This is a genomic window from Actinomadura sp. NPDC047616, assembly GCF_040642915.1.
Taxonomy (GTDB): domain Bacteria; phylum Actinomycetota; class Actinomycetes; order Streptosporangiales; family Streptosporangiaceae; genus Spirillospora; species Spirillospora miaoliensis.
Window position 1 is genome coordinate 73,434 of the sequence record NZ_JBEYTB010000014.1, and the last position, 16,394, is coordinate 89,827.

Annotated in this window: 15 protein-coding genes; 12 read left to right on the forward strand and 3 right to left on the reverse strand. The window is 74.4% G+C overall.

What is annotated here, in order from left to right; genetic code table 11:
- Positions 1-118: 118 nt before the first annotated feature.
- Positions 119-757: a helix-turn-helix domain-containing protein gene (locus tag ABZ801_RS29520; RefSeq protein ID WP_360703843.1), complete on the reverse strand. Its 639-nt coding sequence runs from the start codon at positions 755-757 to the stop codon at positions 119-121.
- A 172-nt stretch (positions 758-929) separates the two neighbouring features.
- On the opposite strand from ABZ801_RS29520, the gene ABZ801_RS29525 reads away from it, so the two are divergent.
- Positions 930-2,099, forward strand: a complete 1,170-nt coding sequence (locus tag ABZ801_RS29525) for a cytochrome P450 (protein ID WP_360703846.1) — start codon at positions 930-932, stop codon at positions 2,097-2,099.
- Between the two features lie 68 nt (positions 2,100-2,167).
- Here the strand turns inward: ABZ801_RS29525 and galE are convergent, their stop codons facing one another.
- The gene (gene galE / locus ABZ801_RS29530; RefSeq protein WP_344954678.1) at positions 2,168-3,190 is read right to left on the reverse strand and encodes a UDP-glucose 4-epimerase GalE; all 1,023 of its coding nucleotides are present in this window, start codon (positions 3,188-3,190) and stop codon (positions 2,168-2,170) included.
- Positions 3,191-3,508: 318 nt separating this feature from the next.
- Between galE and ABZ801_RS29535 the strand changes: the two genes are divergently transcribed.
- From ABZ801_RS29535 to ABZ801_RS29575, 9 genes are all read left to right on the forward strand, one after another.
- Positions 3,509-4,174: a response regulator transcription factor gene (locus ABZ801_RS29535; protein WP_344954676.1), complete on the forward strand. Its 666-nt coding sequence runs from the start codon at positions 3,509-3,511 to the stop codon at positions 4,172-4,174.
- A 141-nt stretch (positions 4,175-4,315) separates the two neighbouring features.
- Positions 4,316-5,635 carry a hypothetical protein gene (locus ABZ801_RS29540; RefSeq protein WP_360703849.1) on the forward strand — a complete coding sequence of 440 codons (1,320 nt, stop codon included), beginning with the start codon at positions 4,316-4,318 and terminating at the stop codon, positions 5,633-5,635.
- Positions 5,632-6,795, forward strand: coding sequence for a DegT/DnrJ/EryC1/StrS aminotransferase family protein (locus ABZ801_RS29545; protein WP_360703852.1), 1,164 nt, complete (start codon positions 5,632-5,634; stop codon positions 6,793-6,795). Before ABZ801_RS29540 ends, ABZ801_RS29545 begins: the two co-directional genes overlap by 4 nt.
- Positions 6,796-6,871: 76 nt before the next feature.
- Complete coding sequence (locus ABZ801_RS29550) at positions 6,872-7,945, forward strand: polysaccharide biosynthesis protein (RefSeq protein WP_360703855.1); 1,074 nt, start codon at positions 6,872-6,874, stop codon at positions 7,943-7,945.
- Between the two features lie 7 nt (positions 7,946-7,952).
- Entirely contained in the window at positions 7,953-9,194 is a 1,242-nt protein-coding gene (locus tag ABZ801_RS29555) for a glycosyltransferase (RefSeq protein ID WP_360703858.1), read from the forward strand.
- Between the two features lie 17 nt (positions 9,195-9,211).
- Positions 9,212-10,534, forward strand: coding sequence for an O-antigen ligase family protein (locus ABZ801_RS29560; protein WP_360703861.1), 1,323 nt, complete (start codon positions 9,212-9,214; stop codon positions 10,532-10,534).
- Positions 10,531-11,856 (forward strand): oligosaccharide flippase family protein, encoded by a 1,326-nt coding sequence (locus ABZ801_RS29565; protein ID WP_360703864.1) that lies wholly within the window; start codon positions 10,531-10,533, stop codon positions 11,854-11,856. The genes ABZ801_RS29560 and ABZ801_RS29565 overlap by 4 nt, the downstream gene beginning before the upstream one ends.
- Positions 11,857-11,861: 5 nt before the next feature.
- Positions 11,862-12,611, forward strand: a complete 750-nt coding sequence (locus ABZ801_RS29570; protein ID WP_360703867.1) for a sugar transferase — start codon at positions 11,862-11,864, stop codon at positions 12,609-12,611.
- A gap of 22 nt (positions 12,612-12,633) precedes the next feature.
- On the forward strand, positions 12,634-13,557 hold the full coding sequence (locus tag ABZ801_RS29575; RefSeq protein WP_360703869.1) for a hypothetical protein: 924 nt from the start codon (positions 12,634-12,636) through the stop codon (positions 13,555-13,557).
- Between the two features lie 46 nt (positions 13,558-13,603).
- On the opposite strand, the gene ABZ801_RS29580 is transcribed toward ABZ801_RS29575, so the two are convergent.
- Positions 13,604-13,795, reverse strand: a complete 192-nt coding sequence (locus ABZ801_RS29580) for a hypothetical protein (protein WP_360703872.1) — start codon at positions 13,793-13,795, stop codon at positions 13,604-13,606.
- Between the two features lie 1,068 nt (positions 13,796-14,863).
- On the opposite strand from ABZ801_RS29580, the gene ABZ801_RS29585 reads away from it, so the two are divergent.
- Positions 14,864-15,661 carry a sensor histidine kinase gene (locus tag ABZ801_RS29585; RefSeq protein WP_360703875.1) on the forward strand — a complete coding sequence of 266 codons (798 nt, stop codon included), beginning with the start codon at positions 14,864-14,866 and terminating at the stop codon, positions 15,659-15,661.
- Positions 15,658-16,317: a response regulator transcription factor gene (locus ABZ801_RS29590; RefSeq protein ID WP_360703878.1), complete on the forward strand. Its 660-nt coding sequence runs from the start codon at positions 15,658-15,660 to the stop codon at positions 16,315-16,317. The genes ABZ801_RS29585 and ABZ801_RS29590 overlap by 4 nt, the downstream gene beginning before the upstream one ends.
- Positions 16,318-16,394: the final 77 nt, after the last annotated feature.

A 16,394-nucleotide genomic window follows, 5' to 3' on the forward strand; every position in this document is an offset into this window, starting at 1 on the left:
CGACGCTATGCCCGGCACGTCCCCGCGTCGAAGGTCCAATCGACCGCCGGGACGTCGGTCCAATCGGCCGCGCCCTGCTTCCCGGGGCCAGGCTCCCCGGCGCGCAGTCTTCCGACGCCTAGTTCTCCTGGCTGTCCGGCGTCTCGGGACGGGCGGGGGCGGCCGCGAGGGCTCCGGCGAGCACCATCCGGCCGGCGGTGCGGACCATCAGGGCGACCTCCTCGACCGGGCGGCGCAGCGACGACAGGCTGACCAGCGCGGCCAGCAGGACGTGCCCGAGCACGATCTCGATCTCGTCCCGTTCCGGCACCGGGCCGCCGATCGCCGCCGACAGCCGGTCGCGCACGAACAGGAACAGCACCGTGCGCGCGTCGTCGACGCTGGGGTCGTCCGACGTCACCGCCTGGATGATGGCCGAGGTGAGGGTGCGCTCCTCGGCGGCCACGCGCACGATCCGCTCCAGCAGCGCGGTCAGCCGTTCCACCGGCGTCTCCCCGACCGCCAGAGCGTCGATGTCGGCGGTGATGCGGTGCGCCCAGGTGGCCGCCACCTCGGTGAGCAGGTGGTCCTTGGTGGCGAAGTAGCGGTACACGGTCGCGCGGGCCACCCCGGCGCGGTCGGCGACGTCGTGCATGGTGACGGCGTGGTAGCCGCCCTCGTGCGCGAGCCGGCGGGCCGCGTCGAGCAGCCGTTCGCGGCGGGCCTGCTGCTCCTTGCTCAGCGTCCGCGTCACGGTGATCCGCACATCGCCGGTCACTGCGCCTCCTTGTCGGGATCGTCCCATCTTCTCGCATCCGGCGCCGTGTGGATCTCCGGTGGTGCGGGAAGCCGGACGGGGCGCGGGAAGCATACGCGCGGGGCCCTTGCCGTGGGCGGGCCGACCGGTCAGGATGGCAGGGAATGCAACCTATCGCTTGCTTGGGTGAGTCATGAGGGTCGACCTGCTCGACGGTGAGATGTACGCGACGGTCCCGTGGTCGGTGTACGCGCGGCTGCGCGCGGAGGCGCCCGTCTACCACGACGAGGCCAACGGGCTGTGGGGCGTCGCCCGGCACGCGGACGTCTTCGCCATCGAACGCGACCCGCGGCTGTGGAGCAACGCGGGCGGCTACCGTCCGCAGCTGCCGTCCGACCCGTCCATGATCGGCCTGGACGATCCGGAGCACATGCTGCGCCGCCGCATGGTGTACCAGCGGTTCACGCCGCGCGGCGTGGCCCGCTACGCCGACCGGATCCGCGCGACCGCCGTGGACTGCGTCGAGAACGCGCTGGAGCGCGGCACCGTGGACGCGGTCCCGGCGCTGGCGGCGCCGCTGCCCGCCCGGGTGATCGGCTGGCTGCTGGGCTTCCCCGAGGAGTCGTGGCCGCAGCTGGTGCGCTGGTCGGAGACGGCGGTGTTCGCCGGGGGCGGGCTGCGCTACGTCACGGCGGACGCGACGCAGGCCGCGGCCGAGTTCGCGCTGGCCGTGCTGGAGATGGCCAAGGAGCGGCGCGGCTGCCCGGCCGGCGACCTGCTGTCGGTGTGGTCGAACGCCGGTCCCGGCGAGCCGGTGTACGACGACGAGCATCTGGCGCACGAGGCGCTGCTGCTGCTCGTCGGCGGCGCCGAGACGACCCGCACCGTCATCGCGACGGCGCTGGACGCGCTGATCCGGCATCCCGGCCAGTGGGAGCTGCTGCGCCGCGACCCGTCCCTCATCCCGGGCGCGGTGGAGGAGTTCGTGCGGTGGACGACGCCGATCCTCAACATGTGCCGCACGGCCACGCGCGACGCCGAGGTGGCCGGGGTGACGATCCCGGCGGGCGCGCAGGTGCTGCTGATGTACGGGTCGGCCAACCGCGACGAGGCGGTGTTCGACCGTCCCGACGAGTTCGACGTGACCCGCGCGCCCGGCGACCACATCGCGTTCGGCCTGGGCCCGCACTTCTGCCTGGGCGCCTCGCTGGCCCGCCTGGAGCTGCGGATCTTCTTCGAGGAGTTCGTCGCGCGGGTGGCGGACGCGCGGTGGGCGGACGACACGGGCCCGCGCATCCTGCGCAACGCGTTCGTGCGCGGCGTGACCGAGTTCCCGGTGACGCTCACCCGCCGCGATCCGTGACGAGCCGCGCCGCCCATGACGGGTCACGCCGCCCATGACGGGCCGCGCCGCGACACGGTCGGGAAATGTCAGACCACGTCGAGCGCGCGGCGCTGGCGCGCCCATTCCAGAGAATGGCGGATGGCTTCCTCGACGCTGTATTCGGGCTTCCAGCCGAGCAGTTCCTCGGCCTTTGCCGGATCGACGAAAGCGCCGACCACGTCCCCCGGACGGGCGGGTGCCTCACGCACCTGGAATTCGTCGCCGACGACTACCCGGAAGGCGTCGACCAGCTCCCGCACGGTGATTCCGTCGCCGGTGCCGAGATTGATGACCTCGTAGCCGCCGGAAGGCTTTCCGGGGCCGCCCGGTCCGAGCGGGGGAAGGACCGAGTCGAACCGCACGGCCGTCTCGTAGAAGGCGCGGGCGATGTCCCAGACGTGAATGTAGTCGCGGATCGCCGTGCCGTCGCGGGTGGCCCAGTCCACGCCGGTGATGGTGAACGGCTCGCCGTTCTCGTACGACTCGATCATCTTGCCGAGGGCGTGCGAGGGCCGGCGGTGCTGCAGGCCGGTGCGCAGCCGCGGGTCCGCGCCGATCGGGTTGAGATAGCGCAGGGAGACGACCCGCAGCGGGTAGGCGGCGGCAAAGTCGGCCAGTGCCAGCTCGGCCATCATCTTCGAGCGCGTGTAGGGGTTCTTCGGCTCCAGCGGCGAGGTCTCCCGCACCGAGAGGTCGTCCTCGGGCCGGTACATTCCGGCGGTGGAGGCGAATATCAGCCGGTCGCATCCGTTGCGCACCAGATGCCCGGTGAATTCGATGGTCTTGGACAGGTTGACCTGGTAGTAGCGGTGCGGATCGGCCATCGACTCGGGCACCACGATGAGCGCCGCGCAGTGCACCGCCGCGAAAACGTCGGGATGGTCGCGGAAGATCTGGTCGACGAGCGCGCCGTCGCCCACGTCCCCGCGATAGAAGATCCTGCCGTCGGTGAATTCCCGCCGTCCGGTGACCAGGCTGTCCAGCACGACGGGTGTGACCCCGCGCTCGGCGAACACCGAGGCGATCGTGCTGCCGATGAAACCGGCACCACCGGTGATCAGGACTTTCACGGTCGTTTCCCCCTGCCTCGCGCCTTCTCGACAGGAAAAAGCTTCGGCAACGGACCGTGAGGGGTCAATGTCCGCCGTCCGCGCCTGGCCGCCTCCGGACCGGCGTCAACTTCCGCCCCGCCTCGGGCGTCCGCGCACGCAGTTCTTCCCCTGTGCCCGGCATGTCCGGAGAACGCCGCCGCGCCTCTCCTTACGCCCCGTTCCCCGGCCACCGAACGGCACGCCCAGAATGCGGCCCGTGAGATTCCCAGGCCGGACTCGGCCGTGGAACGGCGTTCGCAGGATTCGCGCCCGCCGCAGGGCGGGCATCGTCCTGGCATGCAGCCCCCCATCCGCGTCCTGATCGTGGACGATCACGCGCTGTTCGCCGAGGCCCTCGCGGCCCGGCTGAGCCGGGAACCCGACCTCGTCGTCCTGCCCGTCGCCCCCGACGGGCGGCGCGCCCTCGCGCTGACCGCGACCGAACGGCCGCACGTGATCGTCCTGGACCTGTCGCTGGGCGCGGAGAGCGGCCTGGACGTGCTGGACAGGGTGCGCGAGCGGCACCCGGACGTCCGCGTGGTCGTGCTGACGGCGACCGACGAGGTGGACGCGATCGTGCGGGCGGTGCGGCGCGGCGCGGTCGGGTTCCTGGTCAAGACCGAGGGCGCCGACCTGGTGGCGCGGGTGGTCCGCGGCGCCGCCCGGCGCGGCGGCTGGATCCCGCCGGACGTGCTCGGCGACGTGCTGCGGCGGCTGCTGGACGACGACGCCGGGCAGGGCGGCACGCGGCTGCCGGCCGGGCTCACCCCGCGCGAACGCGAAGTGCTGCAGTGCCTGGTGGACGGGCTGAACCGCGCGGAGATCGCCGCGCGGCTGGGACTGTCGGCCAACACCGTCCGCACCCACACCCAGAACCTGCTGGCCAAGCTGGACGTCCACTCGGTGCTGGAGGCGATCACCCTGGCGATGCGCGCCGGCATGCGCCCGGGCGACCGCGGCTAGCGGCGGCGCGTCCATCCCGTCCCACCGACCTGCGCGATCCCTCGGCCCCTGCAAAAGACGTAGGGCGCGCTCGTATCGATGGGTGATCCGTCGCCCGGCGGGCGCTGAGACCCTCGGCGCGAGGACGCCGGAGGGGTGATCGTGGAGATCGACGAAGTCGCCGCGCGGGTCGTCCGCGGGTACTGGCCGCTCCTGCTGGGCATGCTGCTGGTCCCGCTGGTCCTGGTGGCGGTCGTGGTGGGACGGCAGGAGCCGCAGCACACCGCGACCGCGCGGCTGCAGGCCGGCGGGCGGGCCGCCGACGCCGCCGCCGGCGACGCGGGCGTCAGCATGGCGGTCAGCCAGGTCAAGGCGTTCGCGACCGGCCGCGCCCTGCTGGAGCGGGTGCTCGGCGAGCAGCGCGTCGTCCGCAAACCGGACGCGGTCGCCGAGCGGATCACGGTGGCCGGGCTGGGCGCCTCCACGGTGGTCGAACTGTCGGTGCGCGACACCGACCCGCGGGTGGCGCGGCGGCTCACCGACGCCCTCGGCCGGGCCGTCGTCGTCGAGATCAACCGGTCCGACCAGGGCCCGATCAGCACCCAGCTCGCCGGCATCGAGCGGCGGATGCGCGACCTGGAGAGACGGCTGGGCCCGCTGTCGCGGCGCGCCGCCGCCACGCCGCCCGACATCGACGCGGCCAACGAGCGCGAACGCGTCCAGGCCGAGCTGAGCGACCTGCGCACCACCCGCACCGAGCTGCGCACCCGGCTGACCACCTCGGGGACGGCGTCGTTCGTGCAGCCCGCGGTGCTGAAGCCGCCGTCGGACCCGGCGGTGATGATGTCGGCGGTCGCGGGGCTGACCGGGCTGGTCGCCGGGGTGCTGGTCGCGGTCGTCATCGAGATGTTCCGGCCGACCGTCCCGGGGCAGCGGCGGGTGGCGCGGCGGCTGGGCGCGCCGCTGCTGGGGTGGGCCGACCGGGGCCCGGCGGCGCGGGCCGATCTGGGCCGGCGGATGCGGCTGTCGGCCCGGCGCGTCCGGGTCCGCCGGGTCGCCCTGGTCACCACCGGGTCCGGGCCGCTGCCCGCCGACCTGGTGTCGACGGTGGCCGCGGCGGTGTACGGGGACCGGACGACGGTCGCCGCTCCGGCTCCGTCCACGCCCAACGGCAGGGTCGCCGGCGAGGGCCTGTGCCACGTGCACGCGTTCGAGGACGTCGACCCGGGCGCGGGCGAGCGGACCGGCGTGGTCGCGGTGGTCGGCCCGCTGACCCGGGCGGCGGCGCTGGAGTCGGTGCGCGACCTGGTCGCCGCGTCCGGCTGGCCGCTGCTCGGGGTCGTCGCCGTCTCCCGCGGGAGGTCGCTCTCCCGCCGGACCACCGCACGCAACGGCCACGACAGGCATGACCACGACACACACGACCGCGACACGCACGACCAGCACGCACAGGACCACCAGCCAGGGGTGACGCACATATGAGCACGAGCGCCGGCCAGACCACCGTCCCGTTCTCCCTTCCCTCGTTCGCCGCCGAGGTCGGCGACGCCGTCGTCAAGGTGCTGGACTCCGGCTGGGTGACCACCGGCCCGCAGACCGCCGAGTTCGAGCAGGACTTCGCCGACTTCCTGGGCGCCGAGCACGTGGTGGCGGTGGCGTCCTGCACCGCGGCGATCGAGCTGAGCCTGCGCGCCCTGGAGCTGCCGCCCGGCTCGGCCGTGCTCACCCCGAGCCTGACGTTCTGCGGCGCGATCAACGCGATCCTGCACGCCGGGCACCGCCCGGTGCTGGTCGACATCGACGAGGACACGCTGGTGCCGTCCCCCGCGACCGTCGAGGCCGCCGCCGCCCGCGCCAGGCCCGCCGCGATGGTGGTGCAGAACCAGGCCGGCTACCCGGTGGACGTGCCCGCGCTGGCCGGGGCGGCCGGGCTGGACCGCTCGCGCGTGGTGGAGGACGTCGCGCACGGTCCGGGCGCGGCGCGCGGCGGCGTGCCGGTCGGCGCGGACTCGCAGGCCGCGTGCTTCTCCTTCTACGCCACCAAGAACCTGCCGATCGGCGAGGGCGGCGCGGTGGCGACCCGTGACGCCGCGTTCGCCGAGCGGGTCCGCTCGCTGCGGCTGCACGGCATGAGCAAGGACTCCTGGCGCCGCTACCTGCCCGGCGGCAGCTGGTCGTACGACGTGAAGAAGCTCGGGCTCAAGGCCAACATGACCGACGTCCAGGCCGCCATCGGACGCGCCCAGCTGCACGCCCTGCCCGAGTGGCAGCGGCGCCGCGCCGAGCTGGCCGCCCGTTACGACGAGGCGCTGCGCGGCCTGCCCGGGGTCGTCCTGCCGCAGCGCGACCTGGGCGAGGGCGTCCAGCACGCCTGGCACCTCTACCAGGTGCGGGTGCCCGGACGTGAGGCGGTCATCACCGAGCTGGAGAAGGCGGGCGTGTCGACGTCGGTGCACTTCATCCCGGCGCACCGGCTCACCGTGTACCGGGACCTGCTGGACGACCACGAGCTCGGCCCGCTGCCCGCCACCGACCGGGTGGCCGAGGGGCTGCTCTCGCTGCCGCTGTACCCGCGGCTCGGCGACGCCGCGCAGGACCGGGTGGTCGACGCGCTGGCCGGCGCCCTGCGGTCGCGAGGCTGACATGGCAGGGCTCCCGCGTCGCCGCCGTCCCACCGCCCGGCGGCACCCCCCGGAACAGTCCCGGGAACAGGACCCCATGGCCGCCCTGCTGGGCCGCGCCGAGGTGCCCGTGCCGGGCGTGCGGGCGCGGCGGCACGTGCGCGGACGCCGCGTGCTGGTCACCGGTGCCTGCGGCACGGTCGGGTCGGCGCTGTGCCGCGGCGTCGCCCCGCTCGGACCGGCGGCGCTGTGCCTGGTCGACAAGGACGCCGACGGCCTGTCCCGGCTGGCGCTCGACCTGCCCGGGGCGCGGCCGGTGCGCGCCGACGTGCGCGACCGCGCCGCCGTCGAACGGTTCTTCCGCGACGCCAGGCCGGAGCTGGTGTTCCACGCGGCGGCGCGCAACGAGCTGCCCAGCGTCGAACACGACCCGTGCCGCGGCGTGACCGACAACGTCGTCGGCGCCCGGCACGTCGTCGACGGCGCGCTGCGGCACGAGGCGGCGCGGCTGGTGCTGGTGTCGTCGGACAAGGCCGCCGACCCCACCTCGGTGCTCGGCGCGACGATGCGCCTGGGGGAACTGCTGCTCCAGGCGGCGACCGGCGGCCCCACCCGCTTCGCCGCCGTGCGGCTCGGCAACGTGATCGACGCGGGCGGGCCGCTGCTGGACGCGGTGGCGCACCGCATCTCGTGCGGCGAGGTCGTCGACGTCGCCCATCCCGAGGTGGCGCGCCACTTCATGACGGCCGCGGAGGCCGCCGGGCTGCTGCTGGAGGCCGCCGCCCTCGCCGAGGAGGCCGAGACGTTCGCGCTGGACATGGGCAGCCCCCTGCCGGTCGTGGAGCTGGTGCACCGGTATGCGGCGCAGCTGCGGCGGCCCGAGGTGACGATCCGGTTCAGCGGCCTGGGGCCGGGCGAGAAGCTCGCCGAGAAGACGTTCGCCGACTGCGAGCGGCGCGTCCCCACCGCGCATCCGCGGATCTGGGGCACCCGGCCCGCGCCGCCGCCCGCCGGGCTGCCGCCGCTGCTCGACGAACTCGCCGAGGCCGCCGGGCACGGCGACGACGCGCGGGTGCGGCTGCTGCTGTGCCGCCTGCTGCCCGAGTACCGGCCCGTGCGGCGTCCGCGTCCGTCCGGCGGGCACGCGCGTCCGTCCCTGCCCGCTCTGTGAGGTGCCCGTGCGAAACGACCGCAAGCTGAGAGTGGCGACGGTGATCACCCGTTTCAACGGCGGGGCCGGTCACGTGGCCCTGAACGGGCTGCTCGCCCTGGACCCCGACGCCTACGAACGCACCGTGTTCACCGGCGGCGTCGGCATCGACAGCAAGGCCGCCGGCGCGTCCGGCGGAGACCGCGCCGGCGTGCGCTACGGGGACGACGCGGTGGCCAACGCCGCGACCGGTGACCTCACCGCGCGCGCCCACGCGGCGGGCATGCAGGTCGCGCAGGTGCGGCCGCTCGTGCCGCAGATCTCCCCGCGCGACGACCTGACCGCGTTGCGCACCCTGACCCGCGTCCTGGCCGAGGGACGCTACGACGTCGTCCACACCCACAGCTCCAAGGCCGGTTTCATCGGACGGCTCGCGGCGGCCCGTGCGGGTGTGCCGCGCATCGTGCACACCTGGCACGGCTTCCCCTTCCACGACTACCAGTCGTGGCCGCGGCGCCGCGCCTACATACGCATGGAGCGCATGGCGGCCAAACACACCGACGCGTTCCTGGCCGTCGGGTCGCAGACGGCGACCACCGCGCTGCGGCTCGGACTGGCCACGCCCGAACGGATCCGCCTGTCCTACCCCGCCGTGGACGTCGACGCCTACGCCGCCGCCTCCGGTGCGCGTGCCCAGGCGCGGAGGCGTCTCGACCTGCCGCTGGGCGTCAAGGTCGTCGGATCGGTGGGACGGCTCGCCCCGGTGAAGGGGCCGCACCTGCTCCCCCGGGCGCTGGCGCGGCTGCCGGAGGACGTGTTCGGGCTGTGGGTGGGCGGCGGCCCGCTCACCGAGGAGATGGCCAGGCTCAGCGCCAGGCTGGGCGTGGACGGCCGGATGCGCTGGCTCGGGCACCGCGACGACGTGGCCGAGGTGCTGCCCGCCTTCGACGTCATGGCGATGCCGACGTACACCGAGGGGCTGCCGTGCGTGCTGGTCGAGGCGATCGGCGCGGGGATCCCGCTGGTCGCCACGGCGGTGTCGTCCAACCACGACCTGGTGCTGCCCGGCGAGACTGGCCTGCTGGTGCCGCCGGACGATCCCGAGCCGCTGGCCGTCGCGATCGCCGCGCTGCTGGACGACCCGTCCGCCGCCGCCCGCATGGCCGTCCGCGCCCGCGCCCACGTGGGCGACTGGTTCAGCCCGCGCCACCTGGGCGAGGTGCTCGACGAGACGTACCGGGGCGCGTCCACCCGGCCGCACCGGCGGTGACGGGACGACACCACACGATGATCAGGACGACGATGGCCGCCGGGCCGCCGCGACCCGGGACCCGCCGCGCGGACGAGCCGCCCGGGGAGCGTCCTCGGGGGTTGCCGGTGGTCGCGGTGGTGCTGGTCGCGGGCATCGCCTCGCTGCCGCTGCTCATGCCGTTCGGGCTGCCGCCCGGCCCCGGCAACACCGGCCTGCCCGACCTGGTGCTGGTCGTGCTGGCGGTGACGACCCTGCTGTGGGCGGCGTCGCTGGGCGTCCCGGTGCGCTGGCCGTTCCTGGTGCCGACGCTGCTGACGGTCCTGGCGGGCGGCATCGCCGCGGTGGTGAACGACGTCGGCCCGCTGACGCTGGTCAAGGACCTGTTCGTGCTGCTGTGGGCGGTGAGCCTGGCCAACCTCGGCCGGGACGCGCGGCTGCTGCGCGTGGCGCTGCGCGCCTGGGTGTGCGCCGGCGTGTTCTCCGCCCTCCTCATGCTCGCCGGGTTCGTGACCGGCCAGGACGCGCTGTCGGGCAAGCAACCCGACGGCGAGCGCCTGCAGTTCACCTTCGGCGACGCCAACTACGCCGCGAACTGGCTGATCTGCGCGCTGTTCATCGCGCGCGCCACACGGTTCCCCGAGACGGCGTGGCGGCGTTGGGCGGTGTGCGCGGTGCTGATCGCGGCGGAGCTGCTGACCGGCTCCAACGGCGGCGTGCTCGCCCTCGTCCTCGCCACGGTCGCCGGCGGGCTGTGGCGGATGGTGCGGGAGGGCAGGGCGCACCACGCCGTCGCCGCCGGGTGCCTGGTGACGCTGCTGGGCGGCGGTGCCGTGGCCGCGCTGTCGCAGGTCGACGTCCAACCGTACCTGGACCGGGCGAGCGCCGCCTCGCCCGTCCTGCGCGACTCGATCGGGCGGAGCACCGGGGAGAGCGCCGAGTCGCGCGGAACGGTGACCGGCACGACCCTCCGCATGATCCGCGAGCAGCCGCATCCGTGGGGCATCGGCCCGGCGCAGACCGAGGCCCGGACGCTGGAGAACCAGGAGGCCTACGTCCGTGAGGCGCACAACGACTACATCGCGGCCGTGCTGGAACGCGGGTTCCTCGGCGGGATCGCGCTGATCGTCCTGGTGTTCCTCCTGCTGCTCAGATGCGTGCGCATCGCGCGTCCGGGCCCGCGGCTCGCGCCCGAGTACGCGCGGCTGGTGCCCCGGCCGGAGCTGTTCGGCGCGCTGGTCGTCGTCTTCCTGGTCTCCGGGCTGTTCTACGAGGTGCTCCACTACCGGCACGGCTGGGCGTTCTTCGGCCTGATCGCCGCGGTCGAGTCGTTCGGCCGCCGTCCGGAGGCGACGCGATGACCGAGGCCCGCCCCAGGCCCGCGGCCCCGGAGACGCCTCCCGCGCGCACCGCCGGGCGCACCGTCACGGGCAGGGTGCTCGCGCTGATGGCCGGGAACATGGCCGGACGCCTCGGCGCGCTGGCCTCGCTCGGCCTGGCCACGGTGCTGGTCGCGCGGGTCGGCGGGCCCGCGCTGGTCGGCGCGTTCACGCTGGTGCGGATCCTGCCCGCGCTCGTCTGCCACCTGGCGGGCGCGGGGCTGCCCGTCGCCGCGCCGTACTTCCTGTCGGGACGCGAGCACGACGGGACGCGGGTGCGTCCCACCCTGGTCTGGCTGACGGTCGCCGGCGCACTGCTCAGCGGCCTGGTGTGGCTGGCCGCCGCGCCGCTGCTGCACATGGCGTTCTTCAAGGCGTTCCCGTACTGGGTGACGCTGGCGGCCGCCGCGCCGTGCGTCACGCAGGGGTTCGTGTCGGTCGGCAAGGGGCTGCTGCAGGGCCGCGACGACCTGAACGGCGCCAACCTGGCGATCGCCGTGGAGGAGTTCGTGTTCCTCCCCTTCTACCTGGTGATCCTCGTCGGCTGGTACGGGCCCGGCGCGCTGGTCGCCGCGCTGGTGCTGGCGGACGTGGCGGCGGCCGCGTGGATCGCCGCGCGGCTGGCCCGCCGCGGGTTCTTCCGCGGCTGGGGCCGGTTCGACCCGCGCCTGGCCCGCGACATGGTCGGGTACGGCTACCGCGGCTACCTCGGCCAGCTCATCGACCTGCTGCAACTGCGGTTCGACATGGCGCTGCTGGGCGGGCTGGCCGGGCCGAAGGTGCTGGGCGTCTACACGGTCGCCAGCAAGTTCGCCGAGCTGGTGCAGCTGCCCGGCCTGGCCGTCAACTACGTCCTGTATCCCGACTTCGCCCGGGCGGACCGGGCCGAGGCGATCCGCCGCACCCGCCGCCTGATCCTGCCCGCGCTGGGCGTGTCGGTCCTGGCGGCGCTGCCGCCGGCGCTGGTCGCGGGCACCGCGCTGCCGTGGGTGTTCGGGGACGCGTTCCAGGACGCGGTGACGCCCACCCACATCCGCCTGGCCGGGGTCGTCACCTTCGGCGTCACCGGCCTGGTCACGGCCTGCCTGTACGGGGTGGGACGGCCGGGCGCGGCGTCCATGGGCCAGGCGGTGGGCCTGGTCGTCGTGGTGACGTGCGGCGCGCTGCTGATCCCGCGCTACGGGGCGGTGGGCGCGGCCGTCGCCACCTCCGTGTCGTTCGTCGCCACCACCGTGGCGCTGCTGGCGTGGTTCGCCCGCGTCGACAGGGCCGCCCGGAACCAGAGACTCACAGGGAAGAGGTGACCGCCATGCCGGTCTCGGAAGGCGGGCTCGTGGCCCGTCCGGTCGTCCCGTCCGCCGGCGTTCCGCCCTCGCGTGCCCGCCGGGCCCTGGACGTCGCGGGCGCGGCGGCCGGGCTGGTGCTGCTGTGCGTGCCCCTGCTGCTGCTGTACCTGCTGGTGCGGGCGACCAGCCGTGGCCCCGGCATCTTCCGGCAGGTCCGGGTGGGACAGGGCGGGCGGCCCTTCACCATGTACAAGTTCCGCTCCATGCGGCGCGACGCCGCGGGTCTCACGGTGACCGCCCGGCACGACCCACGCGTCACGCGCGTGGGCAGGGTGCTGCGCGCGTGGTCGCTGGACGAGCTGCCGCAGCTGGTCAACGTGCTGTGCGGGCAGATGACACTGGTCGGCCCGCGTCCGGAGACCTACGAGCTGGCGGTGTACTACGACCAGGCGCACCGGTGGGTGTTCGACCACCGTCCCGGCATGACCGGCTTCTCGCAGGTCCGCCTGTCCGACGACGCCGTGCTGACCCCGGGCCGTGAGGTGGACCTGACGGAGTACATCCGGCAGGTCGTGCCCGCCCGCGCCGCCGTCGACGCGCTCTACCTGCGGGACCCGTCGCTGCGCGCCACCCTGCGGACGCTCGTCCACACCGCCCGCCACGTCCTCGGCCTCAGGGTGCCCGCCCTGCCCCGGCCGGTCGCGGGAGGACCGGGCGCGGTGCTCGCGGACCCGATTCCCCGGGCGGCCGAGGAACCCGGCTCGGCGGCCTGACGGTTCCCGGCGCGCAAGCCCGATGCGGATCAGGTCCGGGGTCGCCGCGGCGGTGACGCTCGCCGTGCTGGTAACGGGGCTGGTGGCGGGGCTGGTGGTGCACGCCCGGCGCGGCCCGTCCGACAGCGGCGGGTCGTACCGGGGGCCGTCCGCCACGCCCGGCGGTCCCTCGGCCCGGCCGGGCGGCACCCGCCACCTCGCGCTCAACACCGCGCCGCACGACTTCGCACGGCTGCGGGCGCTCGGCTACGACGTGGTGGACGTCAAGCCGGACGAGTGGCCGGTGCGCGGCGTCCCGGACGGCATGCGGGCGTTGCTGTGGGTCGGCAACTCCACGTGCGGCCCGTTCGAGCTGCCGTTCGAGGAGTTCACCGCGGCCGTGCGCCGCCTGGCCGGCCATCCCGGGGTGTACGGCTGGTACCTGTCGGACGAGCCGAACCCCGGCGCGTGCCCCTGGGTGGCCGGGGAGATACGCCGCCGCGCCGAGTACGTGCGGCGGCACGCCCCCGGCCAGGTCTCGTTCGTCTCGCTCACCGACTGGCAGCCGATGCGCGCGGTCGCGCCCGCCCGGACCGGCGTGGACCTGGTCGGGCTCGACCCGTACCCGTGCGCGCGGCCGCGTCCCGGCTGCGACCTCGGCGAGATCGACCGGATGGTCCGCATGGCCGGTGCCGCCGGGATACCGCGCCGGGTGATCGTCCCGGTGTTCCAGACGTTCGGGCAGAGCTGCGCCGACGGCACGTACCGGTTCCGGCTGCCGACCGAGGGGCAGCTGCGCGCCATCCTGCGTCGCTGGGACCGGCTGGTGCCGGACCCGCCGATGGACGTGTCCTACTCCTGGGGCCGCCAGCGGAAGTCGGCCTGCCCCACCCTGGCCGACGCCGACGGCCGCGCCGGGCGTCCCGACCTCCAGTCGGTCATGCGGGAGCACAACGCCCGCCGGTAGCCCTGATGCGGTCGCATGACCGCACCGCGGCGCCGCCGCAGAGGCGTCAGCGGCCGCCGCCGTCCGCCGGGTCGGCCACCGCCTGGTTCTTGGGCAGCGGCAGCTCGAACGAGCCGAGCTGCAGCGCGGCGACCTCCATGCCCACCACGACCAACGTCAACGCGGCGATCATCAGACCGAGCCGCAGGCGGGACATCCGCCGCATCGCGCGTGCCGTCACGTCGATCCGGTGCCCCACCGCACCAAGCCTGCGCACTCATTCCCCCCGGCGCCCACAACCCTGCCAAGCAGGCAAGACCCTACACAGTACAAGATCCACCCGCATTCAAAACGAACGCGGGCGCACACGATCAACAACCCCCTCCCCGGACATTTCGTTATAAAACCCCCAATGTCAACCGAGTTTCGGCGTGCCGGGTTCCCGCCGGGCACGTCGCCCCCAGGCCGCCGCTCGCCGTCACGGCAGGCGGGTACGTGGAGCGGACCGGATGCCAGAAGGCTCGTGGGCCGCACCGCCATCACGTCCGGGCGGTTGTCGGCCAGGCGCCTGGTCCGCCGGGACGGCACCGCGACCAGCCGGGCGTCGTTGCAGTTCAGCACCGCACGGCCGTCGACGTCCGGAAGAAAGGCGGCGTCGTGGCACATCGGCGACGCCTCGGGAATCGCGGCGATCCAGGAGCCGAGATTGTCGAGCGGGAATTGCTGCCAGGGTTGGAGTTCTATTACCTGGCGGGTCCGGCGGCGCGCGGCGTCCGGCCTCGGAAGGCCCGGCCCGGACGACACGGAATGAGGGTGCGCGCGCGTTCCGGAGGTCGTTCGATCACCCGAGGATCGAGGTGTTCGCTGGGGGCGGCCACCCGCCCGACGTCCGGCGCCAGCGAAACGTCGATCATTTTCGATTCCGGCGCCAGCGTCCAGGAAGACCTCTCGAAGCCCGTTACGGACCTGTGAGCAGCGAAGACACCGCCACACTGAGCACCAGTGCGGCAGCTTCAAGGAAAGATAATCGTAGCTTCGGGGCGATTGCCAAAGAGCACCCGGACCACATCCGCCGGAATGCACATACCAGCCACGCCGAGGAGAGGAAATGATGTCGGCGGGGCTACGGCACCAACCATCCGTCTCACTAACAATAGGATCGGTTTACTGATTTTTTACCCTGTCCGCTTCTGGTCAGCCGCTGGTCGGTTGCGGTCAATTGACTGGACATGCGACGTGGCGCGGGCGACGGTCTACTGGGTGCTGAAAACGGGACGGGGGTCACCCCATGGACAACGGGCAGTCTCGGTCGTCCCCGACGGAACCGGTGCGGCCGGCGGCCCTTTCCGCCGCTCCGCCGCCGGCCGCCGGGTACGACGAGCGGGCACGCGGCGTGCGTGCCGCCGACGCCGACGCCGACGCGGCGGCCGACGGTGACCTGTGGCGGCGCCGGCTGCGCCACGACATCCGCCATGAGCTCGGCACGATCATCATGCTCGCCTCGGCGGTGGCGACCGCCGACGACATCGGGGCGGGCAGCCGCGCCCGCGTCGAGCAGTTGCTGGGCGAGACGCGCTGGCTCGACCACCTGCTGCGGCGGCTGGAGGCCGACGACGGCCCGGCCGACGGCACACGGCCGCCGCCCGGGCCCGAGCGCGTCCGGGTGGACGAGCTGGCCGCCGAGGTCGTCACCGGGCTGCGTCTGGCCACGCCGCGCCGCATCCTGTTCGGCGGCGCCGAGGCGTGGGCGCACATGGAGGCGGTGGCGCTGTGGCGGGCGCTGCGCAACGTCCTGGACAACGCCTGCCGGGTGGCCGAGAGCCGGGTCGAGGTGCGGGTCACGGCCGAGGGTGGCTGGGTGATCGTGCAGGTGGACGACGACGGCCCCGGTTTCGGCTCCGCCGGCGCCCGGACGGCCGCGGCGCGGCACGCGGCCCTGCCGGGACGGTCGTCCCTGGGGCTGGGCATCGTGCACGACATCGTGTCCGGCCACGGCGGCAGCCTGGAGATCCGCACGGGCGAGACGGGCGGCGCCCGCGTCCGCCTGCTGCTGCCGTCGGCGCCGCCCTCGCCCGTCGCCGCGTCGGCCGCCGCGTCCGCCGAACCCGGACGGGCTCGCCGATGAGGCTCATCGTGTGCGACGACCACGCGATGTTCGCCGACTCGCTCTCGCTGGTGCTGGCCGACGCGGGCCACGTCGTGGTGGGCGTGGCCTACTCGCCGCCCGAGCTGCTGCCGGTGCTGCGCGGCCGCGACGCCGACGTGTGCCTGGTCGACCTGCGCTTCCCCCAGGGCGACGTGCTGGAGTGGATGCCCCGCCTGCGGGGCGCCGCGCCGCGCACGCGGTTCGTCGTGCTCACCGGCTATCTCGACCGGCCGATCCTGGAGGCGGGGCTGGCGGCGGGCGTGCGCGGGTTCGCGGACAAGGGCCGCCAGGCGGACGACATCCTGGCACTGCTCCAGCGGGTCGAAGCGGGCGAGGTGGTGGTCGACCACGCCGCGACGCACGGCGATGCCGGGGCCGTGCGGCGGCCGCGCCGCCAGGCGCAGAGGGCGGCGCGGTTCCTCACCCCGCGCGAACGCGAGGTGCTCACCCGCCTGACCCGCGGCGAGTCGACGCAGGCGCTGGCCAAGGCCATGGGCGTCACGCGCAGCACCGCCCGCAGCCACGTGCGCAGCGTGCTCGGCAAGCTCGGCGTGCACTCGCAGCGTGAGGCGGTGATCGAGGCGGCCCGGCACGGCCTGGTGAGCGTCGAGACCGGCGAATGGCTGGCCGGCTGACGTCCTGGCATGCCGGGGCCCGCCGCGACTCCGGCACACCACAGGACCCCGCCCGGTACACCCCAGGGAGTACCGCG